A 22,951-nucleotide genomic window follows, 5' to 3' on the forward strand; every position below is an offset into this window, starting at 1 on the left:
CTCAAAACCCTGCGGTTACTATGCGCCAATGCGCGCGCCTGACGCGCTGGGGTGGGCCTGACCAGGCCCTGGGAGGGGAGAACGACTTTGAACGAGCGGCCGATATCGGGGGCGTCGGTTCGGGGGGCGCGGAGGAAGCAGGGGATGGCGGTCGTCGCCGGAGTCCTGCTCATGGCCGTCACCGCCTGCGGCGGGGGCGGCTCTTCCGACAAGGGGGCGGACCAGGGCAAGGCCAAGGAGTCCACCACCCAGGCGAGCAAGCAGTCCGTGGCCACGGTCAGCATCAGCCCCAAGTCCGGTGCGACCGGCGTGGACACCAGCGGCGCGCTCAAGGTCAGCGCGGCCAAGGGCAAGCTGACCGACGTCGAGGTCAAGGACGCCAAGGGCAAGGAGATATCCGGGGCGATCGCGGCGGACGGGGCCAGCTGGACGCCGTCGACGCACCTCGCCAACTCCACGAAGTACACCGTGCACGCGGTCGCGAAGGACGCCGACGGCCGTGAGTCGGCGGAGGACTCCAGCTTCACGACGCTGACCCCGAAGAACACGTTCGTCGGTTACTTCACGCCGGAGGACGGTTCCACGGTCGGCGTCGGTATGCCGTTCTCCATCCACTTCACCCGGGGCATCACCGATCCGGACGCGGTGGAGAAGGCGATCACCATCAAGACCGAGCCCGCGGTCGACGTCGAGGGCCACTGGTTCGGCAACGACCGGCTCGACTTCCGCCCCGAGAACTACTGGAAGTCCGGCACGAAGGTCTCCGTCTCCCTCAACCTCAACGGCGTCGAGGGCCGTGACGGGGTCTACGGCGAGCAGGCCAAGACCGTGAAGTTCACGATCGGCCGCAACCAGGTGTCGATCGTCGACGCCAAGAAGCACACGATGAAGGTCATGCAGGACGGCAAGGTCGTGAAGACCCTCGCGGTCACGACCGGCAAGCCGGGCTACGACACGTGGAACGGCCAGATGGTCATCAGCGAGAAGCTGCGCGTCACGCGCATGAACGGCGAGACGGTCGGTTACGGCGGCGAGTACGACATCAAGGACGTGCCGGACGCGATGCGGCTGACCACGTCCGGGACGTTCATCCACGGCAACTACTGGGGTGGCGACGCGTTCGGCAACTACAACGCGAGCCACGGGTGCGTGGGGCTGCGCGACATCCGGGGTGGGGGTGACCGTGCGCTGCCTGCTGCCTGGTTCTTCGATCACTCGATCGTCGGGGACGTGGTGACGGTGAAGCACTCCAACGACCAGACCGTGTCGCCCGACAACGGCCTCAACGGCTGGAACATGTCCTGGAAGGAATGGACCAAGTAGTTCCTTGGCTGCGGGCCGGTGGGGGTTGTTCGCGCAGTTCCCCGCGCCCCTGAAGGGGCGCTGATGAACCGGCGTTAACCTGCTCGGTATGACTGTGACCCTCGAAGTCGCCGAAGGCGTAGGTACGATCCGCCTCGACCGGCCGCCCATGAACGCGCTCGACGTCGCCACCCAGGACCGGATCAAGGAGCTGGCGGGAGAGGCCACCCGTCGCGAAGACGTACGTGCCGTCGTCATCTACGGCGGCGAGAAGGTCTTCGCGGCGGGAGCCGACATCAAGGAAATGCAGAACATGGACCACGCCGCCATGGTTCTGCGCTCCCGTGACCTCCAGGACTCCTTCAGCGCCGTCGCCCGCATTCCCAAGCCGGTCGTCGCCGCCGTCACCGGCTACGCGCTCGGCGGCGGTTGTGAGCTCGCCCTCTGCGCGGACTACCGCATCGCCGCCGACAACGCCAAGCTCGGGCAGCCCGAGATCCTGCTCGGGCTCGTCCCGGGGGCCGGCGGCACCCAGCGGCTGCCCCGGCTGGTCGGGCCGTCGAAGGCCAAGGACCTGATCTTCACGGGCCGTATGGTCAAGGCCGACGAGGCGCTCGCCATCGGGCTCGTCGACCGTGTCGTGCCCGCCGCCGACGTCTACACCGAGGCGCACGCCTGGGCGGCGAAGCTGACGCAGGGGCCGGCGATCGCGCTGCGGGCCGCCAAGGAGGCGATCGACACCGGCCTCGAGACCGACCTGGAGACCGGGCTCGCCGTCGAACGGAACTGGTTCGCCGGGCTGTTCGCGACCGAGGACCGGGAGCGCGGGATGCGGAGCTTCGTCGAGGAGGGGCCGGGCAAGGCCAAGTTCCTGTGATCTTCGCCCTGCTGTGAATGCCCCGAACCCCTTGCAATTGACGCGATGTCTGATTCAGGGTCCCCCGATGGGGCGGATTATGGGAGCCTTAAGGCAACCCTAAGCCCGCCTTGTCGAGGGGGTCTGGCGATTGCCCGGAGATGGTACGTCTTCGCAGGTCGGACCAGTTGCCGATGCCTCCGTAATGCCGACGGCATATGCCGGTCGCCCGGTATCGGGCGGAAGCTTTGCGGGGGCGTATTCCCCAGGAACGGCCACGGGGGGCGCTCCCGGCGGCCATGATGGGGGCATGGCGGGGCTGGAGGGCATCGAACAGCCGCGGGGACACAGCCGTGCGGCCGCGGCGCGCTGGTCGCCTGCGGTCGAGGACGAGCGGGCGCTCAAGGCGATCGAGCTGTTCGGCAACCCGACGGACGCGGAGGTTCCGCTGCCGTCCCGCCCCGAGTCCGCGGCGACCGCTCGCCGGCTCGCCCAGGTCGTCGTCCTCCGCCAGTGGCGGCTCAGCCCCAAGATGACGGAGGACGTGGTCTTACTCGTCTCCGAGCTGGTGGGCAACGCCGTGCGGCACACCGGCGCCCGGGTGTTCGGCCTGCGGATGCGCCGCCGTCCCGGATGGATCCGCGTGGAGGTCCGCGATCCGTCGCGCGGACTGCCCTGCCTGATGCCGGTTCAGGAGACGGACATCAGTGGGCGGGGACTGTTCCTGGTGGACAAACTGGCGGACCGCTGGGGCGTTGATCTGCTTCCCCGGGGCAAGACGACGTGGTTCGAGATGCGGGTGGCTGATAGATGAGGCCCGGTCGAGCGCGCCCCGTAGGGGCGCGGGGCCGCATCGACTTGCGGCTGCCGCCGCGTGGGCGCGACCAGCCCCCACCGGCCGCAACGTGCAAAAACAACCCTTTTCGGGTCAATAGCCAATTTTCTTACCTGTGCACCCTTAAATAGTGCGGGTGACCCCCACCAACCGACGCGACCTCCTCCGCGCAGGCGCAGCCTTCTCCGCCGGAGGCGCGCTCACCACCGGTTGCGCCACCACCGGTACGGCCACCGCGGCACCCTCCGCCACCACCCCCGCCTCACCGTCGCCGTCGGCTTCCCCCACCCGGCTCCCCTTCCAGGTCACCCGCGGCCCCCGTACCACCGCAGCTGTCGCCCTCACCTTCCACGGCCAGGGCGACCCCGCCCTCGCCGACCAGCTCCTCACCACCGCCGAGCAGCACGGCGCCCACCTCACCGTGCTGGCCGTCGGCAGCTGGCTGGACGCGTACCCCGCCATGGCCCGCCGCGTCCTCGACGGCGGCCACGACCTGGGCAACCACACCCAGCGGCACGTCTCCGTCAACGCCATGGCGGAGGCGGACGCCCGCAAGGAGATCACCGAGTGCGCGGACCGGCTGAAACGGCTCACCGGATCGATCGGGAGCTGGTTCCGCCCCTCCAGGGCGCCGACCGCCTCCCCGCTCGTCGCCCGGCTCGCGGCCGAAGCGGGCTACCCGCACGTGCTGTCGTACGACGTCGACTCGCTCGACTACACCCGGCCCGGCGCATCGGCCATCACCCGCAAGGTGCTCGCGGAGGTCACGGGCGGCTCGGTGGTGAGCATGCACTTCGGCTATCCGGACACGGTCGCCGCCCTCCCCGACGTCCTCCAAGAACTCCACCGCCGTGGACTGCGCGCGGTCACCACCACGGAGCTGCTCAGCTGATGCGAACCACGAACGCCGCCCGTCTGCTGTCCGCCGGTGCCGTCCTCGCCGTCCTGGCGCTGCTGCCCGCGTGCAGCGGCGGCTCCGAGAGCCCCGGCAGACCGGCCGCCGGCACCACCGCGGCCGTGCAGCCGCCGGCGAAGAAGGCGGAGCAGGCCGTCGACGGACTGCCGGGGATGCCCCCGGTCCTCGACCCGAAGGACGTGTACGCCGCCGACCGCCCCGGCAACCTCTCACCCGTCGTCAAGGGCTTCCCGTCCCTGGTCTACGTCCCGAACACGAACTCCGACACGGTCTCGGTCATCGACCCGAAGACGTACCGGGTGACCGGGACCATCCGGGTCGGCCGGCAGCCGCAGCACGTCGTGCCGTCCTGGGACCTGAAGACCCTGTGGGTCAACAACGACCTCGGCAACAGCCTCACCCCCATCGACCCGAGGACCGGCAAGGCCGGCAAACCGGTCGCCGTGCACGACCCGTACAACCTGTACTTCACGCCCAACGGCAAGTACGCGATCGTGATGGCCTCCAACGACCGCCAGCTGGTCTTCCGGGACGCGCACACCATGCAGACCGTCAAGGCCGTCCCGGTCAGCTGCTACGGCGTCAACCACGCCGACTTCTCCCTCGACGGCCGGTACTTCATCGTGTCCTGCGAGTTCAGCGGCGAAGTGCTCAAGGTGGACACGGAGCAGATGAAGGTGCTCCGGCAGGAGAAACTGCCGTACCACGGCGCCATGCCGCAGGACGTCAAGGTCTCGCCGGACGGCAAGCGGTTCTACATCGCCGACATGATGGCCGACGGGGTGTGGATCCTGGACGGCGACGCCTTCACCAGGCCGACCTTCCTGGCCACCGGCAAGGGCGCGCACGGGCTGTACGTCAGCCGGGACTCCCGCGTGATGTACATCTCCAACCGGGGCGAGGGGACCATCTCCCTCTTCGACTTCGCCCGGAACCGGCTGACCGGGAAGTGGCGGCTGCCGGGCGGCGGCAGCCCCGACATGGGCGGGGTCTCGGCGGACGGCAAGGTGCTGTGGCTGTCCGGCCGCTACAACTCCGAGGTGTACGCCATCGACACCCGCAACGGCGCCGAACTGGCCCGCATCCACGTCGGCAGCGGCCCGCACGGCCTCGCCGTCTACCCGCAGCCGGGCCGCTACTCGCTCGGGCACACGGGCATCTTCCGCTGACCGGTGCGGGGTCAGGCCTTGAGCAGCAGCGCCTCGGCGCCCACCGGCACGTAGCCGGCCGCCTGGAACGCCCGGACGCTGCGGGCGTTCCCCGGCGCGACCTGCGCCCACAGGGGTTCGTCCGCGAGCTGCCGGGCGGCGGCCACCAGGGCCCGGCCCAGCCCGCGCTGCCGTCCCCCCTCGTCCACCTCCACCGAGACCTCCAGGCGCCCAGCGACCCCGCGCCCCAGCGTCAGCACCCCGCCCGCCACCGTCCAGGCGCGCACCTCGTCCCGGCGGGCGCGGGCGTAGGCGACCCGGGAGTGGTCGGGGCCGGTGAGCTCGGTCAGGGGAAGGTCCGGGCGGCCGGGCAGCGGGCCCGCCACCAGCAGCGCGTCGATCGTCTCCTGCTCGCGGCCGGTGCGGTCCATCAGGGCGGTGAGGAAGCGCGCGTTCATCGTCGCGCACAGGGGATCGCAGGGGACCGCACGCAGGGTGTCGTACACCCACCCGGGGTCCTCGTCGACGAAGACGACCGAGTGGGCGGTGAAGGAGAGGACCCCGGCGTCCCGCGGGGAGGGCTGCGGTACGACCGTCGTACGGCCGTCGGGCGGCGGGAAGACACCCCGGGCCGCCGCGTCCAGAATGTCCCGCAGGGTCTCTGTCACCGTGCTCCTTGAGTCTCCACCCACTGGAAGGCCCACACTCGCAGACATGATCGAAGACGGCACCGGACTTTTCACCATCGGCGAGCTGGCGAAGGCCACGGGGCTGACCGTGCGCACCATCCGCTACTGGTCCGACGAGGGCGTGCTCACCCCGGTGACCCGCTCCGCGGGCGGCTACCGGCTCTACGACGCCGGGTCGTTCGCCCGGCTGGAGCTGATCCGCACCCTGCGCGAGCTGGGGCTCGGCCTGGGGCATGTGCGCCAGGTGCTCTCCGGCGAGCGGACCGTGGCGGAGGTCGCCGAGACGCACGTGGCGGCGCTGGACGCGCAGATCCGGGCGCTGAAGGTGACCCGTGCGGTGCTGTCGACCGTGGCGCGACGCGGTTCGACTGCGGAGGAGATGACCCTGATGAACAGACTGGCGCGACTGTCCGCCGCCGAACGGCAGCGGATCGTGGACGACTTCGTGGAGGAGATCTTCGAGGGGCTGGACACGGCCGACCCGTGGATCCGGGAGCGGACCCGGGCCCTCGGGGTGGCGCTGCCCGACGATCCCGGCCCCGAGCAGGTCGACGCCTGGGTGGAGCTGGCCGAGCTGCTGCCGAACCCGGACTTCCGGGCGGCGATGCGCAGGATGATCGAGTTCAACGCGTCCGACCGGGGACCGGACACCCCGGCCGGTGCCTCGCAGTGGTTCTTCCGCAAGCTGGTCGACGTCGTCGGCGCGGCCCGGGAGCGCGGGGTGGCGCCCGAGGCGCCGGAGGCGGACGCCGTGCTGGCCGAGGTGTTCGGGGCGGGCACCGACCGGGCGGCGGTGCTGCGCCGGATCGACCTGGGCAACGAGGTCGCCCGCTACCGGGAGTTGGTGAACGTCATCAAGGGTGCTCCGGCGCCGCCGCAGTACCAGGAGGAGTTCGGCTGGGTGGTCGCCGCGCTGAAGGCCTGGCCGGGCCGTTAACCTGACCTGCGGCACTACGCCGGTACGGCAATGGAAACACGGACATAAAGGGGCGGATCGGTGGCGGACATCGACGAGGCACGCGAGCACTTCCAGCGGATCGACGCGGACGGTGACGGTTTCATCACCGCCGCCGAGTTCAAGACCGCTCTCGCGCAGGGGGGCGACTGGAACGTCACCGAGGCGGTGGCCGAGGCCATCATCAAGACCCGCGACCTCAACGGCGACAAGGTCCTGTCGTTCGACGAGTACTGGGCCTACCTGAGCAAGTAGGTTCCACGAGCGGAGGGGCGCCCGGCTCCTGGAGTGCGGGCGCCCCTTTCTCGTGCCCGGTTCACCGCCGACGTTCTCATGCCCGGTTCACCGCCGACAGGACCGCCCCGACGGGCGCGGCCCACGAGGCGCTGGCGCGCGCGGTGTCCGAGGGCGATGCGCAGACGGCGGCGGAGGTGCTGCGGGTGGAGCTGGCGGATCCGTTCGCGGGTTAACCGGCGGGGCGGGCAGGGCGGGGGGTTTGGTTCGCGGGGCGGTCGGCGGTGCTGGCTGTGGGTCGGTCCGGGGGGTCGTCCGTGAAGCGGCCCGCGGTGCCGGCGGTGGGGCCGCCGGAGGCTCTGCGGTACTGGCCCGGTGCCGTGCCGTACTCCCGTTTGAAGGCCTTGGCGAAGGCGAACTCCGATGTGTAGCCGGTGCGTTCGGCGATCTGGCGCAGGGTGAGGGTGTGGTCGCGCAGCAGTCGGCCGGCGCTGGTCATCCGCCACCAGGTCAGGTAGGCCAGGGGCGGTTCACCCACGAGCGCGGTGAAGCGGCGGGCGAAGGCCGCCCGGGACAGGCCGCCCCGGGCGGCGAGCTCGGCCACCGTCCAGGGGTGGGCCGGGTCGCCGTGGACGGCACGCAGCGCCGCCGAGACCGCGGGGTCGGACAGCGCGGCGGACCAGCCCCTGCCCTTCTCGTCGCCCCGTTCCCGCTGCCACCAGGCGCGCAGGATGTAGAGCAGCAGGGTGTCGAGCAGCGAGGTGACGATGGCGTCCGCGCCCGGCTGCCGCTCCTCCAGCTCCATTCCGAGCAGTTCCACCGCGGCCCGCAGCGAGCGCTGGGCGCCCACCCGGGCGGGCAGATGGACCACCTCCGGCAGCTCGGAGAGCAGCCGGTGGGCACGGGAGCGGTCCAACTGGTAGGCGCCGCACAGCAGTACCGTGTCCGGCTCCGCCTCCCGTGCCGTACGCGGCGGTTCGGGCCAGCGGCCGTCCGGTCCCGGGCGCACGTCCTGCAGCGGCACGTCCGGTCCGCTGGCCAGCGCGTGTCCGTGACCGTGGGCAAGGAACACCACGTCCCCGGGCCCCAGCGCCAGCGGCTCGCCGGCCGCCGGCAGGAGCCACGCCGACCCGCGCAGCACCACATGGAACCCGGCGCCCGCCGAGGCCGCGAACCGCATCCCCCAGGGCGCGTGCTTGTCCCGGCGGGAGGAGTGCGGTCGCCCGGTGCGCATCGCAGCCACCGCGTCGCTCAGTACGTCCATGTCCACACCGTAGCCCGGCGAGACGCTGAGACAGGAAAGCGAGACAGCAGGGCATGGATCGTCTCGCGGGCGCCGCCTAGCGTCGATCGCATGTCGAACACCGCACGCACCGTGCTCTTCCACGAGACCGGCGGACCCGACGTCCTGACCGTCGAGGACGTGCCGCTCCCCGACCCCGGCCCCGGTCACGTCGTCGTACGCGTCGAGGCGCTGGGCCTCAACCGGGCCGAAGCCCTGTTCCGCTCGGGCACCTACTACTACCAGCCGACCCTGCCCGCCTCCCGGCTCGGCTACGAGGCCGCCGGGATCGTCGAGGCCGTCGGCGAGGGCGTCACCGAACCGGCCGTCGGCGACCCGGTGACCACCGGCCCCGGCATCGAGATGAGCGCGCGGGGCGTGTACGCGGAGCGCGTGGTGCTGCCCGCGGCCTCGGTCGTCCCGCGCCCCGACGGCGTGGACGCGGTCACCGGCGCCGCGGCCTGGCTGACGTACACGACGGCGTACGGCGGGCTGCTGGAGACCGCGGGGCTGCGGCCCGGAGACCACGTCCTGATCACCGGGGCGTCCAGCGGCGTCGGCACCGCGGCGATCCAGGTCGCCCGCCGCGTCGGCGCGGTCCCGCTCGCCACCACCCGCACCGAGGCCAAGCGGAAGCGGCTGCTGGAACTGGGCGCGGCGGAGGTGATCGTCACCGGGGAGTCGACGGCAGAGGCCGTGGCGAAGGAGGTCAGGCGGCTTACCGGGGGCAGCGGCGCCGAGGTGATGTTCGACGCGATCGGCGGCCCGGGCTTCCGCCCGCTGGCGGAGGGACTGGCCGCGGGCGGCTCGGTGGTGGTCTACGGCTGGCTGGACCGCCGCCCCGCCGAGATCCCCTGGAACTGGCCCTTCACCATCCACACCTACGCCAACCAGGCCCTCACCTCGACCCCGGAGGGCCGGCGCCGTTCCACCGCCTTCCTCAACGCGGGCCTGGCCGACGGCGGTTTCCGCCCGGTCGTCGGTGAGGTGCTGGACGGCCTGGACCGCATCCGGGAAGCGCACCGCCTGATGGAGTCCAACACGCACATCGGCAAGATCGTCGTACGGATCTGAGCGGCTGGACCCGGGGGCCGGAACCGGGCCTCACCCGTTCGGCCCAGCCGTGGAATAGGCCGCGCACGCCCGAGGTTGTCGCCGCACAGCAGCGTATGTATGCAAGTGCATGGACCTTCGAAAGGCGTGTCATGAAGATCGGCATCATCGGCGCGGGGAACATCGGCGGCAACCTCACCCGGCGGCTGACCGCCCTCGGGCACGACGTGTCCGTGGCGAACTCGCGGGGCCCCGAGACGCTCGCCGCCCTGGCCGAGGAGACGGGGGCGACGGCGGTACGGGCCGAGGAGGCCGCGCGGGGCGCGGAGGTCGTGGTGGTCACGGTCCCGGTGAAGGCGGTCCCGGACCTGCCGTCCGGGCTCCTGGAAGGCGCCGCGGACGACGTCGCCGTGATCGACACCGGCAACTACTACCCGCGGGAGCGGGACGGCCGGATCGCCGGCATCGAGGACGAGGGCATCACGGAGAGCCGCTGGACCGAGCGGCAGATCGGCCACCCCGTGATCAAGGTCTTCAACGGCACCTTCGCCCAGGACATCCTGGACCGAGGCCGCCCCGCCGGAGACCCCGAGCGCCAGGCCGTCCCGGTCTCCGGCGACGACGAGGCCGCCAAGCGGGTCGTCCGCGCCCTGATCGACGAGCTCGGCTTCGACACGGTCGACAACGGCGGCATCGACGACTCCTGGCGCCAGCAGCCGGGCACCCCGGTGTACGGCCTGCGCGCGGGTGTGGAGGGCGTACGCAAGGCCCTGGCGGAGGCGTCCCCGGAGCGCCAGGAGAACTTCCGGGGCTGACGGCTCCGCGGGCCTGCGGGCCCGCGGAGCGGCCGGCGGTGGGATCGAATCGGGGAGCCCGGTCCCGCCGCCCCGGACGGGCGCCGCCGCTCAGTCCTCCTTCGACGCCCAGGCCTTGAGGGCGGCCTTGCTGGCGAAGTCCGCCACGTCCTTGTCGTGGGGGTCGCTGGTGTACTGGTGGAAGCGCCAGTCGGCCTTGATGCGGGGGTGGCCGGCGCTGACGTAGTCGGCGATCCAGAGGCCGTCGCCGGCGTACGACGTGGTGTCGATGGTCAGCCAGAAATTCCGGTTGGTGTAGAGCACGACCCGGTGGCTGGGCCTGAGGGCCTTCACCTTGCGGATGAAGGAGTCCTTCTCGGCGTTGCTGGCATGCGTGCCGTCGCCGGTGGTCTCCCAGTCGACGGCGAGGATCTCGCCCGCCTTCTCGGGGGCGTGCTGGACGAAGTACTCGGCCTGGGCGGTGAGGTTGCCGGGCCAGAGGAAGTGGTAGTAGCCGACGACCAGTCCGGCGTCGCGGCCGGTCTTGGTCTGGGCGGCGAGCTTGGGGTTGACGTACGAACGCCCCTCCGTCGCCTTGATGAAGACGAAGGAGAGGCCGTCCGTGTCGTAGGCAGATGACTGGTACGCGCTCACGTCGATTCCGTGCAGCATGTGCGGTGGCTCCCTGAGTGCCAGTGGGGTGACACGAATTGCAACTGCGTATGTCGTATGCCCCGACACGCCGAGAGGGATCCGCGAGGGCGCGTGAATTGTCAGCCGCGGGCCGCCACTTCGCCGAGCACGGCCGCCGACTTCGTCGACCAGTCGGAGGTGATGATGCTGGCGTGGTCGGCGGCGAGCAGCGCCAGCCGGGCGGCCACTTCGGCGTCCGTCGGAGCGGTCGAGGAGATCGCCGGTGAGACGTTGTAGGCGTCCGTCATGATCAGGATGTAGTGGTTCGTGGCGTAGAACGACGTGTCGTAGCCGTTGTTCACGTACGTCGCCGCGTCGCCGTCGAAGAAGACGAACCAGGGCTGGATCGAGGCGTCGTACCTGCTGGTCCGGGGATCCCCGTTCGCGGCGCCCAGTACGGCGGGGAAGGCCTGGGCCTGGGAGATGTTCCCGGCCGCGTACAGGTCCCGCAGGTGGTCGCCGTACTCCTCGTCCGTCCAGTAGTGGTCGAACGGGTTGGCCTCCTCCACCGTGCCCGGGATCAGTTCGAAGATGAACTTGCCCTTGAGCTGGTCACGGGTGGGCCAGGCGTTGGCCTTGGCGGCGGCGTCGAGGGTGGAGTACGAGGAGCCGAGCAGGTCGGCCGGCTTGTACACGCTGCTGCCGAGCTTCTGCGAGACGAGGGTGTCGAACGCGCCGGGGCCGAGGCCGATGGTCTGGTTGAACCCGACCTTCATCTCGACCTTGACGACGACGGGCGCGTGGTCCGGGTGCAACTGCTCCCAGGCCGCCATGTTGTCGAGGCAGCTGCCGAGGTCCTGGCTGGTGCTCTGGCTGTACAACTGGCTCGGTGTGTTGGCGTGTTCGCAGTTGTTGTCGTTGCCCCACGGGTTGCTGTGACTGACCCGCCACCGCTTGCTGATGCTGTCGACGTACACGTCCAGCTCCAGCAGCGAGGCCCCGGAGTCCATGGCCTGCGCCCAGTAGGTGTACTTGTCCTTCTCGTACGCGTTGTGCGTGCCGATGGAGGTGGTCTCGGAGAACTTCGCCGCGTTCAGGTCCGTGTCCGCGTGCGCGGCGGAGCCCGCCATCACGAACAGGGCCCCGGCACCCACGACCGCCGCCAGCCGTCTCAGTACACGCATGACCCAACTCCCTTGGGTTGGTGATGAGTTGGCGGCAGCGTAGAAGGAAGTGGTTACTGAGCGGTAGCCCCTGGGGGAACATCGGCCTCCGGAACTCCCGCAACTCCCTCAGGACCCGGGAGGCCGCACGTACGCTGACCGCATGCCGAGGCCGGAGGAGGCGCTGGTGGGGACGGGTCCGGTGGGGCGGCGGCCTGCGGGCCTCTTCGTGGGGCTGTGCACCCTGGACGTCATCCAGCTGGTGGACCATGTGCCGGGGCCGGACGAGAAGCTGACGGCCCGTGACCAGGTGGTGGCCGCGGGCGGTCCGGCCACGGGCGCGGCGGTGGCCTTCGGCCGGCTGGGCGGCCTGCCCCGCCTGCTCACGGGCCTCGGCTCCCATCCGCTGGCACTCGGCGTCCGGGCGGACCTCGACGCGCTCGGCGTGCGTGTCGCGGACCTCGCCGCCGGCCGCGTGGAGCCGCCCGCGGTGTCCTCGGTCCTGGTGACCGCGTCGACAGGGGAGCGCGCGGTCGCATCCACCAACGCGACCGGCCACCGGCTGCGGGCCCCGGCCGACCCGGAGTGGCTGGTGGAACTGGTGGAGTCGTGCGACATCGCCGAGTTCGACGGGCATCACATGGAACTGGCCGTCGACGTCGCGCACGCCGCCCGCTCGGTCGGCCGCCGCACCCTCCTCGACGCGGGCAGCTGGAAGGACGGCACCGAGAGGCTGCTGGCGTCGACCGACGTCGCCGTGTGCTCGGCGGACTTCCACCCGCCCGGTACCGCCACGCCCGCCGAGACCCTGGAGTTCCTCCGGGACCACGGCGTGACCTGGGCGGCGGTCACCGGCGGCGGGGCGCCGATCGTGTGGGCGGGCCCCGGTGCCGGGGGCCTCGTCGGCGTTCCCGAGACCCGCGTGGTGGACACGCTGGGCGCGGGTGACGTCCTGCACGGTGCCCTCGCCTACCACCTGAGCGCCCACGACCGCCTCGACGGGCCGGCCTTCGCCGACGCCCTGGCGCGCGCCGCGGCGGTGGCCTCCCGCGCCTGCGCCTCGTTCGGCACGCGCGCGTGGCTGACGGCGGACTGACCGACGGCCACGAGCGACCGCGTAACGCCTCGACCCTCCTCATCGGTCCCATGGGCCGCTTGCGTATCCGCTCGCGGCGATTCGGCCATGCTTCGCGGCCCGGGAAGCGTGCCCGCAGGCGGTCGGTGAGCCCCGGTCCCCGAAAACACGCGGGTGGGGATCCGGCTCAAAGACGCGTGTTCGATCGACCAGCGCGACGATGCCGGTGGCACCCTGGACGCAGGCGGCCGCCAACTGGCCAGTACCGGGGCCGTCGAGCAGCCAGTACAGCGGCGTCGAGACGATCTCCAGCCCGCCGGCCACCATGATCTCGAATTCCACCCCCGGCGACACCGTCACGTGTCCCCCTCCCGCAGGAACCGGCAGCCTGCCCCAGAGCCTTGACCACCGACGGGGGACGTATCCCGCCACCGGGGCAGGAACCCCGGCAGCGCAGAAGAGAGCGCGAACCCGTCGGCCGGCCCCAGCACCTCAGCACTCGATGACGTTCACCCCCGGCCCGCCCCGCGCCGTCTCCTTGTACTTGACGGACCTGTCTGCCGTCTTTGGTCACTGTGTTGACCTGCGGATTTGTCATGTTCGGAATCGATCTGTGGCAGGCCGTGGACTTTTCGCGGACCGGATGCCGAGTATCCCCACGGGCCTGTGGCTTCCCTGCGCGACGGATTCGGCAATGCCTGTCGCCTCGGTGGCCGGAAGCGTCCAACAGCGCTGATCAGTGTGTATAGCTCGGACGTAGTGGTTGTCTCGACACTCGCCTGAGACGGGGCGCGTCAGGCATTGCCCGCGCGTCGTCCCTCGGTTTCCCAGGGAGAGGAAGAACAGTGTTCGCACGAAAGTCCGGTCAGGCGAGGCGTATCCGAGCCCGGCTCCGCGGGGCATCCGTCGTTCTGGCGGCGATCGGCGTGGTCATCGGCTTCGCGGAGGGTCCCGCAGCGGCGGCAGACAACTGGACGGCGGTTGCCGACCCGGACAGCAGCCGCTGGTTCGACGCCTTCCTCGCGAACGGTGGCGACACCGTGTTCGCCCGCAGCGGCTCCTATCCAGGCGGCGACGCCGGCAGCGGCGAGGTCGCCCGGTACTGGCAGCGCAACGGCACGACCTGGACGTTACTGCCGGCCATCTCCAGCCAGACCGTGGAGACGAACGACGACGACGTCTGGACGGCCACCTCCGCGAACGACTTCTGGGTGGTCGGCCAGACCGCGGCCGCGGCCACCGTGGGCAACCACTGGAACGGCACCGCCTGGGAGCAGCGCTCGCCCACCGACACGACGGTGCGGTTCTTGGACATCAAGGCCGTCTCCGCCAACGACGTCTGGGCAGTCGGCACCACCCGCTCGTCGTCCGCCTCCTCGCTCCCGGGCACGATCGGCCATTGGACCGGAAGCGGCTGGCAGGTCACCAAGGTCACCCCGACCACCGGCAGCCAGACCGAACTCACCTCCGTGTACGTCAAGTCGGCGAGCGACATCTGGGCCGCCGGTGAGACGTGCACGGCCGTGGGCGGGAGCAACTGCCGCGGCTATGTCACCCACTACGACGGCACGTCGTGGAAGGAGGTGGCCGTTCCGACCGGCACCGTCGGGATCGAGGAGATCACGGCCGGCCCCTCCGGCGAGGTCTGGGCCGCGGCGGGCACCAAGGTGTTGCGCTGGACCGGCTCCGCCTGGACCGGCGGAGCCGACGTGTCGGTGTCGGGTGCCTACGCGATCCGTGAACTGACCTGGGCCGGCGGGAAGCTGTACGCCGGGCTCGGGCTGGGCAGCGCCAACAGCCACTCGGGCATCCTGCGCTGGACGGGTACCGCCTGGGAACAGGTGACCCGTGTGCCCGAAACCACCGGCTACTACGTCACGAACGTGTACGAACTCTCCGGCGCCCCCGATGGCACTCTGTGGGCCGCGGGTTCGTACGCGCAGCTCTTCGCCACGCCGACGTTCGCCGCGACGCTGGCGCCGGGTTCCTGAGCAGCCCGAGCACAACGCAAACACAGGGAGCCTGTGAAGGGGAAGTGCGAACTTCTCCTTCACAGGCTCCTTCCTTCTGCGAGAACGCCTCCCACGCGGAGGCCGGCCTGAGGTTCTGTGCGATCCCCGTCGCTGACTGCCATGCTGCCAAAGCCAGTTGAGCTGCGGCTACTAGCGCTGTCCGGGTGCCGTCCCGGCAACTGCTCCCGTCGGAAGGACCCGACGAGGAGTGTTTCTCCCATATGGGGACGGCCCGTGCGACCTTCTTCCTGATCATTTGACAACCGCAAAGATCGTAGGCAAGTCTCCTCATGTTTCGGCCAGACAGGGGTGAGCCATGGACAGCGAGGAGCTTCTGGCGTTACTTGCTGCTTTGGGTCATCCGCAGCGCCTGAGGGTGATGGCCGAGCTTGCCGAAGGCAGAGTGTACGTGAGCGAGCTGGCCCGCCGTCTGGGCATGTCCCGGCCGCTGCTGTACATGCACCTGGAACGGCTGGAGAAGGCGGGCCTGGTGGTGGGCGCTCTGGAGCTGGGCGAGGACGGGACACCGCTGAAATACTGGGAACTGGTGCCTTTCGGCCTCTATCTGAACGCCGACATCATCCGTGCGGCAGTGCAGGACGACAACCCGACGGGGGATGAGGCGGACGGGTAGGGCTCATGCCCGGTCGCTTTGAGCGGCCGCGTCCTGCCGGAGCGCCGGTTCGGGAAGGAGGCCGGACGCGTCGTCGCGCCGACGCAGCCGATTCAGGGCCGGTGTGGTGAGCGCCGTCGTGACCAGAGCCATCAGGACCAGCATGGTGAACAAGTCCCGCCCGATCACACCGAGTTCAAGGCCGACGTTCAGAATGACCAGTTCGGTCAGGCCACGGCAGTTCATCAGCGCGCCCAGCGACAGGGCCTCCCGCCAATTCTGCCCGCAGACGCGGGCCGCCAGGGTGCTGCCGCCCCACTTTCCCAGAATGGCGACGGCGAGGACGACGACGGCCCAGAGCCACAGGGCCGGGTCGTCGTCGAGCATACCGATGTCCGTGCTCAGGCCGGTGTTGGCGAAGAAGAGCGGCAGCAGCAACGGGACGACGACCGTGCGCAGCCGCGTGGCGACGCGTTTGATTGCGAGGGACCGGCGGGGCACCACCAGGCCGAAGAGGAACGCGCCGAACAGCGCGTGCAGCCCGATGCGGTCGGTGGTGAAGGAGGACAGGCAGATGCCGCTGAACACGGCGAGGAGGACCAGCCAGTCCTGCCCGGTGTCCGGTGCGTTCGGGACGGGACGGCTCGCATCGTTTTTCGCCACCGGCCCCCCACCCGGCGTCCAGCGGGCGAGAGCGGGCCGCACCAAGTAGAGCATGGCCGCGAGGAACAGGCCCGATGCCGCTACGGTCCGGGCCGGGTCGAGGGCGGAACCGCTGTGCGAGGCGGTGACGACGATCGCGAGCAGGCACCAGGCCAAGGCGTCGTTGACAGCCGCGGAGGCCATCGCCAGGGCGCCGAGCGAGGTGTGGTACATCCCGCGGTCGGTGAGTATGCGGGCCAGTACGGGGAACGCGGTGATGCTCAGCGCCACGGCGATGAACAGCACGAAGGGCAGTCGTTCGACGCCGTCGGGAGCCAGGTACGCGTACATGCCGCACGCGAGGGCCATCCCGAGAAGCAGCGGCAGGACGATGCCGGCCTGGCTCACGACGAGCGCCGTACGCCCCAGACCGCGCACGAGCCCCAGATCCATTTCCAGGCCGATGAGGAACATGAAGACCAGCAGTCCCAGTTGACCGAGTGCTCCCAGGTACGGGACCGAGGCCGGCGGTATCAGCCAGGTCTGTCCCGCGGGCCACACCATGCCGAGCAGGGACGGGCCGAGCAGGATGCCGGCGGCGATCTCGCCGACCACCGGTGGCTGACCGATCCGGCGGGCCAGGGCGGATCCGGCCAGACAGGCGACGATCACTGTGGGGACGGCGATCAGAAGGCCGGTCACCGGATCGGGTGCGGACACGAGCAGCTCCTCGGCTCTGTGGCGGGCCTCCTCAGGGTTCGAGGGGAGGCTATACAGCCCCTATACGGCGGCCGGATATGCGGCCCGTATAGGGGGCGCCGCGAGTATCGGAGCTTGTTGGCCCGGCCCGTGAGCAAGGAGATCCCCGGAATGACCGAGACCAGTGGACGCTTCCGTGAGACAGGGGCCATCCACGTCTGGCACGGCCGGGTGGGGGACCAGACCCTGCCGTCCGACCTCCTCGTCCTCGGCGACGACGAACTGCGCCTGGCCGGCCGGGCATCCGATCTCCGTGCGACGCACTACGCGGGCGTGCACGCGGCCGTCCGGCGCGTGCTCGGTTCCCGCTATCTCGGGGTGTCGCCCGCGGACGTCCGGTTCGGCCGGCACGCCTGTCCCCGCTGCGCCGATCCCGGGCACGGCCGCCCCCGGATCGAACACCCGGTTACCGCGCTCGACTTCAGCCTTTCCAGATCGGGGCCGCACTGGCTGCTCGCCGTGACGGCGGGGGAGCAGGTGGGGGTCGACATCGAGCGGTGCGCCCCCGACCAGGTGGCCGAGGTGGCGTTGACCGACGACGAACTCGACCTCATGCGGCGCGCGGACCTGCCCGAGCGGCGTCAGGAGCTGTTCTACCGGGCCTGGACCCGCAAGGAGGCGGTGCTCAAGGCCTGCGGTGTCGGCATGGTCGCGGAGCTCCGGGATCTGGAGACCCGGCCGGCCGATGCCGGGCCCGTGACCGTCGAGTACGGCGAACCGGGCCTCGCCGGGCGTTGGTACGTGCGGGACCTGGCCCTGGGGCCCGGGCTGGTCGGGGCACTGGCCCAGGATGCCGGGCGCGTCCGGCCCGTGGTGATCAGGCAGGCTGAGTCTCTGCCTGGCATGTGGCAACTCTGATTGGTACCTGCTAACGTTTCTTGGCATGTGCTGGGTGTTGCTATGAAGGCGCCTCTGCCAAGCGGAGACGAGTTGGTGCTGACGCTGGCGACGCTGGCCAACCCACACCGTCTGCGGGTGGTGGCGATGCTGGCCGGCGGGCGAAAGTACGTGAGCCAGTTGGCTCGGGACATGGGGATCAGCCGCGCGCTTCTCCAGGTCCACCTGAAGAAGCTGGAGGCCGCGGGATTGGTGTCGGCGCAGCTGGAGATCTCACCTGATGGGAAAGCGATGAAGTTCTACGAGGTGACACGGTTCTCGGTGCACCTGACGCCGGAGGCGATCGCGGCCGTGGTACCGGAGCTGACCGGTGTCGAGACGACCCGTGGGGACGGGGAGGGGACTGTCTGATGAAGGCCACCGACTACCACACCGGTACCGACTGGCAGGAAGTGTTCGGCGTCATCGGCGTCTTCCTGCTGATCACCGTGGTGCTCACGGTGATCATCTGGCAGTTCGGCGCCAACTGGCGCGCGAAGGCCGTGCTGGCCCGCGAAGAGGAGTACCGCAAGCTGGCCGAGCAGTCGCTCGCCGCCCAGCAGGAGACGGAACGCCGTCTGGCCGACATGGACGGCCGCATGGCGTCGCTGGAGCGGATCCTCAAAGAAGTCGAGTAGACGCCGACTGGGCCGCCGAGGTGCAACTCGGCGGCCCAGTGTTCGGAAGGCATGTCCCTCGCCACTGGGCGAGTTTTCCCTGGATACGCTCCTCCACGTTTAAGGAGAGCAGCTCATGCTGCGCAAAGGCAAGTCAGACCGCGGGCTGCCCGCAGAAGAAGAGAGGCCGGACGCACCGCGGGCCCTGGACCCGGTGGGCCCCGCCCGCGGGGTCGTGGAGTCCGTCGCCGGATGGTCGGTCCGGCACAAGGGCCTCGCCATTGCGGGCTGGCTCGCGCTGGTGATCGTCGCCATCCTCTCCAGCGCGCTGCTCAGCGGCTCCGACGCCCGGTCCACCGATCCCGGTGAGGCGGGCCGGGCCCAGCAGATCGTGCGCACCGAGGACAGCGGTGACTCGATCCGCGAGAACGTGCTGTTCCAGTCGCGCGAGGCCGACGGTCCCAAGTTCACCGAGAGCAGCCGGCTGCAGGGCGCTGCCAAGGACCTGGTGTCCAAGCTGCGCGGCGCGGACGCCGGGGTGCGGGACATCGGCTCGCCGCTCGGCGCCCACGGCGAGCGATGGCTGTCCGACGACGGCCGGTCGGGCCTGGTGACCTTCGAACTCGGCGGACCACTGGAGAAGCAGAAGGCGTACTACGCCAAGGTCGTCAGCCTGCTGAAGGAAGTGCAGGACAGCAACCCGGACCTGCGGATCGTGCCGGCCGGCGACCGCAGCCTGAACGCCGTGGTCGACGACGCGATCAAGGACGACTTCAAGAAGTCCGAGGTCACCTCGCTGCCCCTCACCCTGGTGATCCTGCTCGTCGTGTTCGGCTCGCTGATCGCCGCCGGTATTCCCCTTCTGCTCTCCGCGACCGCGGTGATCGGCACCTTCGGACTGCTGCAGACCGTCGGGCACTTCGTGCCGGTCAACAGCGCCGCCTCCTCCATCGTGCTGCTCATCGGCATGGCGGTCGGCATCGACTACTCGCTGTTCTACCTGCGCAGGGAGCGGGAGGAACGGCTGGCGGGACGTGACACCCGGGACGCGCTCGCGATCACGGCCCGCACCTCGGGCCGCGCCGTGGTGGTCTCCGGCCTCACCGTGATGGTGTGCGTGCTCGGCCTGCTGTTCTCCGGACTCGACGTCTTCAAGGGCCTGACCGCCGGCACCGTGATCGTCGTGGGCATGACGGTGCTCGGCTCCGTCACCGTGCTGCCCGCGACGCTCGCCGCCCTGGGGCACCGGATCGACAGGGCCCGCATCCCCTGGCTCGGCCGGCGCAGGACCGTGGCGCGCGAGTCGCGCATCTGGTCCTCGGTGGCCCGCACCGTGGTGCGGCGCCCCGCGCTGACAGGGGGCATCGCCGCCCTGGTCCTGCTGCTCGTGGCGCTGCCCGCCTTCGGGATGCGGCTCCAGGACCCGGCCACGACCGACAGTCTGCCGCGCAGCGTCGCCCAGGTGGACGCCGCGGTACGCATGAACGACGCGTTCCCGGGTGCCGCGAGCCCGGCCCGGGTGGCGATCGCCGCCGACGACGGCTCGAGCGCCGACACCCCCGCCCTGCGTACGGCCATCGACGCCCTGCACGAGGAGGCCGCCACGCCGGGCAACGGGATCGCGGAGCCGATCACCTGGGTTTCCGTCGGCGACGTGGCGGTGGTGCGCGTACCCCTCGTCGGCAAGGGCACCGACGACACCTCCAACGCGTCCCTGGAGAAGCTGAGGGACAAGGTGCTGCCCGCTACTCTCGGCAAGGTGCAGGGCATCGACTACGCGGTCGGCGGCAAGACGGCGACGCCGTACGACTTCGCCCACCAGCTCAACGGCCGCGCTCCGGTGATCTTCGTCTTCATTCTCGCCCTCGCCTTCGTCCTGATGGTGATGGCCTTCCGCTCCTGGGCGATCCCGCTGGTGTCGATCCTGCTCAACCTGCTCTCGATCGGCGCGGCCTACGGCGTCCTCACCTGGGTGTTCCAGGACGGGCATCTGGGGTCGCTGCTCGGCTTCACCTCCTATGGCGGTGTGGTCGCCTGGCTGCCGTTGTTCATGTTCGTCATCCTCTTCGGGCTGAGCATGGACTACCACATCTTCATCCTCAGCCGGATCAAGGAGCGCTGGGTGGGCGGTGCCGACGCGCGTGCCGCGGTCATCGGCGGAATCAGCAGCAGCGCGGGTGTGGTGAGCAGCGCGGCCGTGATCATGATCGGTGTGTTCACGGTCTTCGTCAGTCTCTCCGCCATCGAGTACAAGATGATGGGCGTCGGCATGGCGGTCGCCATCCTCGTGGACGCCACCGTCGTCCGCGGTGTGCTCCTGCCCGCCGCCATGACCCTGCTCGGCGACCGCGCCTGGTCGCCCCGGCCCGGCAAGAACGGCAGCCGCGAAGGCTCCGCGGCGACATCCGCCGAGGCGCAGACCCCCGAACCAGTACGTCCTGTCTAGCCAATCCCCCGTGGCAGACGGGACGTACTGCCCCACCTCACCCCTGAACGGGGGGTGAACCAAGCGCTCCGGCCCGGGAGTTCGGCAACAGCCGGCTCCCGGGCCGGAGCGCTCGCATAGCTTGGCTATAGCCGAAGTATCGGGTCCGCGACGAGGCTCGGGACGTTGATCGCAGCGCATTCGAGGAATGCGGCATCTCCGTCTCTCACGTGAGGATCTCCGATGGCCGATGAGCGGGACGACGACCAGACCTACCACGTCGTGATCAACGACGAGGAGCAGTACTCCATCTGGTGGGCCGACCGGGAACTGCCGGCCGGCTGGCGCGCCGAGGGCACCACAGGATCGCGCGCCGCATGCCTGGCGCACATCGACGAGGTGTGGACCGACATGCGTCCGCTCAGCCTGCGTCGGCGCATGGAGGAGCGGGCCGCGCACTGAACTCCCGGACGCGAACATGCCGGTCGAGCTGAAGTGATCAATTTTCCACATCGGGTTTTGCTGTGCCAGCGGTGGCAGGAGGAGCAACACAGATGAGCGCCGGAAATGACGAGCGAAGCGCTGCCGTCGATGTTCTTCGGGAGAGGCTCCTCCGCCGGCGGCTCGGTGGGAACTCCCGCAGTGGCCGTCCCGGCATCAGCCCCGTGGACCGGAACACCCCGCTGCGGCTGTCCCACGGGCAGCAGCAGATGTGGTTCCTCAACCGGCTCGAACCCGGCAGCCCCGAGTACCTGGTTCCGTTCGCGTTCCGGATCCGCGGCGCACTGGACACCGAGGCGCTGCGCCGCGCCTGGACGCAGCTGACGGCCCGCCACGAGATCCTGCGCACCCGCTACGCGCTGGACGCCGCCGAGCCGGTGCAGATCGTCGACGACGCCGTCGCCGACCTGGATCTTCCACTCACCGATCACCCCCGGGACAGGGTGCCCGGTGTGGTGGCCCAGGAGGCGGTCACCTCCTTCGACCTGGAGCAGGAGTGGCCCGCGCGGGCGCGGCTGCTCAGGCTGGCGCCGGACGACCACATCCTCACCGTGGTCTTCCACCACATAGCCTTCGACGCCTGGTCCACCCGAGTGTTCGGCAGCGAACTGGCCGCCCTCTACAAGGCGTTCCGCGACGGACGCTCCCCGGCGTTGCCGGAACTCCCCGTCCAGTACGCCGACTACGCGGCCTGGCAGCGTGCGGAGGTCGCCGGCGAGGCCCTGGAAGGGCATCTGGACTACTGGCGGACCCAGCTCGACGGCACCGCCCCCGTCGACCTGCCCGCGGACCGGCCGCGGCCCGCCCTGCGCGGCCACGACGGAGCGGAGGTCGCCTTCGAGCTCTCCGCGGAGCTGACCGCCGCGGTCCGGGACCTCGCGCGGCGCCACGACACCACCCCCTTCGTCGTGCTGCTCTCGGCCTTCCAGGCACTCGTCGGCCGCTACACCGGACAGCGCGACGTGGCCGTGGGCACCACCGTGTCGGGACGCACCCACCCGCAGTCACAGGCACTCATCGGCTATGGCATCAACACCCTGGTCCTGCGCGGGCGCTGGGAGTCCGACACCGGTTTCACCGAACTGGTCTCGCGGGCCCGCAGCACGCTCATCGACGCCTACGACCACCAGGCCGTGCCGTTCGCCCGACTGGTCGACGAACTGAGGCCGGAACGCGACATGTCCCGCACGCCCCTCTACCAGGTGGCGCTCACCATGCACCAGCGTGGGGACGGCGGACTCACTCTGCCCGGCCTGGACGTGGAGGCGTACCCCATGACGAGCCGGATCGCCAAGTGCGATCTCGAGCTCCAGATCAACGACGTCTCGCAGGACTCGTTCCAGGGGCAACTGGTCTACGCCACCTCGCTCTTCGACCGGGCCACCGTCAAGCGTACGGCCCGGCACTTCGTACGCCTGCTGGAGTCCGCCCTGGCCGCACCCGAGCGACCGCTCTCCCGGCTCGACATGCTCGACGAGGGTGAGCGTGAGTTGTTGCTCGGGTGGGGTGGGCCTGGGGGGTCGGTCGGGGAGGTGTCGCGGTGTGTGCAGGAGGTGTTCGAGGAGCGGGTT

The 22,951-nt window shown here is 70.3% G+C and carries 24 protein-coding genes; 18 read left to right on the forward strand and 6 right to left on the reverse strand.

Features of this window, described 5'->3' with window-relative positions:
- The first annotated feature begins 87 nt into the window (after window positions 1-87).
- From ACZ4UV_RS19795 to ACZ4UV_RS19815, 5 genes are all read left to right on the forward strand, one after another.
- Window positions 88-1,323: a L,D-transpeptidase gene (locus tag ACZ4UV_RS19795; protein WP_451018347.1), complete on the forward strand. Its 1,236-nt coding sequence runs from the start codon at window positions 88-90 to the stop codon at window positions 1,321-1,323.
- An 88-nt stretch (window positions 1,324-1,411) separates the two neighbouring features.
- Window positions 1,412-2,179: an enoyl-CoA hydratase/isomerase family protein gene (locus ACZ4UV_RS19800; protein WP_451018346.1), complete on the forward strand. Its 768-nt coding sequence runs from the start codon at window positions 1,412-1,414 to the stop codon at window positions 2,177-2,179.
- Between the two features lie 184 nt (window positions 2,180-2,363).
- Window positions 2,364-2,972, forward strand: coding sequence for an ATP-binding protein (locus ACZ4UV_RS19805; RefSeq protein WP_451018345.1), 609 nt, complete (start codon window positions 2,364-2,366; stop codon window positions 2,970-2,972).
- 157 nt (window positions 2,973-3,129) lie between these two features.
- Window positions 3,130-3,885 (forward strand): polysaccharide deacetylase family protein, encoded by a 756-nt coding sequence (locus ACZ4UV_RS19810; protein ID WP_390040519.1) that lies wholly within the window; start codon window positions 3,130-3,132, stop codon window positions 3,883-3,885.
- Window positions 3,885-5,078 (forward strand): YncE family protein, encoded by a 1,194-nt coding sequence (locus ACZ4UV_RS19815; protein ID WP_451018344.1) that lies wholly within the window; start codon window positions 3,885-3,887, stop codon window positions 5,076-5,078. Before ACZ4UV_RS19810 ends, ACZ4UV_RS19815 begins: the two co-directional genes overlap by 1 nt.
- Window positions 5,079-5,089: 11 nt before the next feature.
- Here ACZ4UV_RS19815 and ACZ4UV_RS19820 read toward each other — a convergent pair whose 3' ends face one another.
- Entirely contained in the window at window positions 5,090-5,773 is a 684-nt protein-coding gene (locus tag ACZ4UV_RS19820; protein ID WP_351491149.1) for a GNAT family N-acetyltransferase, read from the reverse strand.
- On the opposite strand from ACZ4UV_RS19820, the gene ACZ4UV_RS19825 reads away from it, so the two are divergent.
- Complete coding sequence (locus tag ACZ4UV_RS19825) at window positions 5,772-6,683, forward strand: helix-turn-helix domain-containing protein (RefSeq protein WP_451018343.1); 912 nt, start codon at window positions 5,772-5,774, stop codon at window positions 6,681-6,683. The genes ACZ4UV_RS19820 and ACZ4UV_RS19825 overlap by 2 nt on opposite strands.
- A gap of 60 nt (window positions 6,684-6,743) precedes the next feature.
- On the forward strand, window positions 6,744-6,956 hold the full coding sequence (locus ACZ4UV_RS19830; protein ID WP_351491145.1) for an EF-hand domain-containing protein: 213 nt from the start codon (window positions 6,744-6,746) through the stop codon (window positions 6,954-6,956).
- 211 nt (window positions 6,957-7,167) lie between these two features.
- Here the strand turns inward: ACZ4UV_RS19830 and ACZ4UV_RS19835 are convergent, their stop codons facing one another.
- Entirely contained in the window at window positions 7,168-8,199 is a 1,032-nt protein-coding gene (locus tag ACZ4UV_RS19835) for an AraC family transcriptional regulator (RefSeq protein ID WP_451018342.1), read from the reverse strand.
- A gap of 90 nt (window positions 8,200-8,289) precedes the next feature.
- On the opposite strand from ACZ4UV_RS19835, the gene ACZ4UV_RS19840 reads away from it, so the two are divergent.
- Together ACZ4UV_RS19840 and ACZ4UV_RS19845 are read left to right on the forward strand one after the other, a co-directional pair.
- Window positions 8,290-9,291, forward strand: coding sequence for a zinc-dependent alcohol dehydrogenase family protein (locus ACZ4UV_RS19840; RefSeq protein ID WP_451018341.1), 1,002 nt, complete (start codon window positions 8,290-8,292; stop codon window positions 9,289-9,291).
- Window positions 9,292-9,386: 95 nt separating this feature from the next.
- Window positions 9,387-10,085, forward strand: a complete 699-nt coding sequence (locus ACZ4UV_RS19845) for an NADPH-dependent F420 reductase (RefSeq protein WP_451018340.1) — start codon at window positions 9,387-9,389, stop codon at window positions 10,083-10,085.
- A 90-nt stretch (window positions 10,086-10,175) separates the two neighbouring features.
- On the opposite strand, the gene ACZ4UV_RS19850 is transcribed toward ACZ4UV_RS19845, so the two are convergent.
- Window positions 10,176-10,736: a glycoside hydrolase family 25 protein gene (locus ACZ4UV_RS19850; protein WP_388924545.1), complete on the reverse strand. Its 561-nt coding sequence runs from the start codon at window positions 10,734-10,736 to the stop codon at window positions 10,176-10,178.
- A gap of 101 nt (window positions 10,737-10,837) precedes the next feature.
- Window positions 10,838-11,881 carry a phosphatidylinositol-specific phospholipase C domain-containing protein gene (locus ACZ4UV_RS19855; protein ID WP_467839338.1) on the reverse strand — a complete coding sequence of 348 codons (1,044 nt, stop codon included), beginning with the start codon at window positions 11,879-11,881 and terminating at the stop codon, window positions 10,838-10,840.
- A 142-nt stretch (window positions 11,882-12,023) separates the two neighbouring features.
- Here ACZ4UV_RS19855 and ACZ4UV_RS19860 point away from each other — a divergent pair, with 142 nt between their 5' ends.
- Window positions 12,024-12,956, forward strand: a complete 933-nt coding sequence (locus tag ACZ4UV_RS19860) for a PfkB family carbohydrate kinase (RefSeq protein WP_467839341.1) — start codon at window positions 12,024-12,026, stop codon at window positions 12,954-12,956.
- Between the two features lie 39 nt (window positions 12,957-12,995).
- Here the strand turns inward: ACZ4UV_RS19860 and ACZ4UV_RS19865 are convergent, their stop codons facing one another.
- Entirely contained in the window at window positions 12,996-13,295 is a 300-nt protein-coding gene (locus ACZ4UV_RS19865; RefSeq protein WP_451018337.1) for a hypothetical protein, read from the reverse strand.
- Window positions 13,296-13,780: 485 nt separating this feature from the next.
- Here ACZ4UV_RS19865 and ACZ4UV_RS19870 point away from each other — a divergent pair, with 485 nt between their 5' ends.
- A complete protein-coding gene (locus ACZ4UV_RS19870) occupies window positions 13,781-14,926 on the forward strand; it encodes a hypothetical protein (protein ID WP_467839344.1) in 1,146 nt (381 codons plus the stop codon).
- Window positions 14,927-15,263: 337 nt separating this feature from the next.
- Complete coding sequence (locus tag ACZ4UV_RS19875; protein ID WP_390040543.1) at window positions 15,264-15,581, forward strand: ArsR/SmtB family transcription factor; 318 nt, start codon at window positions 15,264-15,266, stop codon at window positions 15,579-15,581.
- A 3-nt stretch (window positions 15,582-15,584) separates the two neighbouring features.
- Here the strand turns inward: ACZ4UV_RS19875 and ACZ4UV_RS19880 are convergent, their stop codons facing one another.
- Window positions 15,585-16,922, reverse strand: coding sequence for a cation:proton antiporter domain-containing protein (locus ACZ4UV_RS19880; protein ID WP_467839347.1), 1,338 nt, complete (start codon window positions 16,920-16,922; stop codon window positions 15,585-15,587).
- A 150-nt stretch (window positions 16,923-17,072) separates the two neighbouring features.
- Here ACZ4UV_RS19880 and ACZ4UV_RS19885 point away from each other — a divergent pair, with 150 nt between their 5' ends.
- From ACZ4UV_RS19885 to ACZ4UV_RS19910, 6 genes are all read left to right on the forward strand, one after another.
- Window positions 17,073-17,819 (forward strand): 4'-phosphopantetheinyl transferase family protein, encoded by a 747-nt coding sequence (locus tag ACZ4UV_RS19885; protein ID WP_451022125.1) that lies wholly within the window; start codon window positions 17,073-17,075, stop codon window positions 17,817-17,819.
- A gap of 75 nt (window positions 17,820-17,894) precedes the next feature.
- Window positions 17,895-18,209: an ArsR/SmtB family transcription factor gene (locus ACZ4UV_RS19890; protein WP_390041112.1), complete on the forward strand. Its 315-nt coding sequence runs from the start codon at window positions 17,895-17,897 to the stop codon at window positions 18,207-18,209.
- The gene (locus ACZ4UV_RS19895; RefSeq protein ID WP_390040549.1) at window positions 18,209-18,475 is read left to right on the forward strand and encodes a hypothetical protein; all 267 of its coding nucleotides are present in this window, start codon (window positions 18,209-18,211) and stop codon (window positions 18,473-18,475) included. The genes ACZ4UV_RS19890 and ACZ4UV_RS19895 overlap by 1 nt, the downstream gene beginning before the upstream one ends.
- A 115-nt stretch (window positions 18,476-18,590) precedes the next feature.
- The gene (locus tag ACZ4UV_RS19900) at window positions 18,591-20,900 is read left to right on the forward strand and encodes an MMPL family transporter (protein ID WP_451022124.1); all 2,310 of its coding nucleotides are present in this window, start codon (window positions 18,591-18,593) and stop codon (window positions 20,898-20,900) included.
- A 222-nt stretch (window positions 20,901-21,122) separates the two neighbouring features.
- On the forward strand, window positions 21,123-21,341 hold the full coding sequence (locus ACZ4UV_RS19905) for an MbtH family protein (protein ID WP_390040553.1): 219 nt from the start codon (window positions 21,123-21,125) through the stop codon (window positions 21,339-21,341).
- A 203-nt stretch (window positions 21,342-21,544) separates the two neighbouring features.
- The coding region (locus ACZ4UV_RS19910; RefSeq protein ID WP_451022123.1) for a condensation domain-containing protein at window positions 21,545-22,951 on the forward strand (1,407 nt) is incomplete at its 3' end.

Source organism: Streptomyces sp. NPDC028289 (assembly GCF_055565975.1).

Bases quoted from the DNA above. Each gene is read 5' to 3' on its own strand.
- ACZ4UV_RS19825 (WP_451018343.1), top strand. From the start codon at position 5,772: ATGATCGAAGACGGCACCGGACTTTTCACCATCGGCGAGCTGGCGAAG.
- ACZ4UV_RS19815 (WP_451018344.1), top strand. From the start codon at position 3,885: ATGCGAACCACGAACGCCGCCCGTCTGCTGTCCGCCGGTGCCGTCCTC.
- ACZ4UV_RS19875 (WP_390040543.1), top strand. From the start codon at position 15,264: ATGGACAGCGAGGAGCTTCTGGCGTTACTTGCTGCTTTGGGTCATCCG.
- ACZ4UV_RS19855 (WP_467839338.1), bottom strand. From the start codon at position 11,881: ATGCGTGTACTGAGACGGCTGGCGGCGGTCGTGGGTGCCGGGGCCCTG.
- ACZ4UV_RS19805 (WP_451018345.1), top strand. From the start codon at position 2,364: ATGCCGACGGCATATGCCGGTCGCCCGGTATCGGGCGGAAGCTTTGCG.
- ACZ4UV_RS19850 (WP_388924545.1), bottom strand. From the start codon at position 10,736: ATGCTGCACGGAATCGACGTGAGCGCGTACCAGTCATCTGCCTACGAC.
- ACZ4UV_RS19820 (WP_351491149.1), bottom strand. From the start codon at position 5,773: ATGTCTGCGAGTGTGGGCCTTCCAGTGGGTGGAGACTCAAGGAGCACG.
- ACZ4UV_RS19895 (WP_390040549.1), top strand. From the start codon at position 18,209: ATGAAGGCCACCGACTACCACACCGGTACCGACTGGCAGGAAGTGTTC.
- ACZ4UV_RS19800 (WP_451018346.1), top strand. From the start codon at position 1,412: ATGACTGTGACCCTCGAAGTCGCCGAAGGCGTAGGTACGATCCGCCTC.
- ACZ4UV_RS19885 (WP_451022125.1), top strand. From the start codon at position 17,073: ATGACCGAGACCAGTGGACGCTTCCGTGAGACAGGGGCCATCCACGTC.
- ACZ4UV_RS19905 (WP_390040553.1), top strand. From the start codon at position 21,123: ATGGCCGATGAGCGGGACGACGACCAGACCTACCACGTCGTGATCAAC.
- ACZ4UV_RS19840 (WP_451018341.1), top strand. From the start codon at position 8,290: ATGTCGAACACCGCACGCACCGTGCTCTTCCACGAGACCGGCGGACCC.
- ACZ4UV_RS19835 (WP_451018342.1), bottom strand. From the start codon at position 8,199: ATGGACGTACTGAGCGACGCGGTGGCTGCGATGCGCACCGGGCGACCG.
- ACZ4UV_RS19845 (WP_451018340.1), top strand. From the start codon at position 9,387: ATGTATGCAAGTGCATGGACCTTCGAAAGGCGTGTCATGAAGATCGGC.
- ACZ4UV_RS19900 (WP_451022124.1), top strand. From the start codon at position 18,591: ATGCTGCGCAAAGGCAAGTCAGACCGCGGGCTGCCCGCAGAAGAAGAG.
- ACZ4UV_RS19860 (WP_467839341.1), top strand. From the start codon at position 12,024: ATGCCGAGGCCGGAGGAGGCGCTGGTGGGGACGGGTCCGGTGGGGCGG.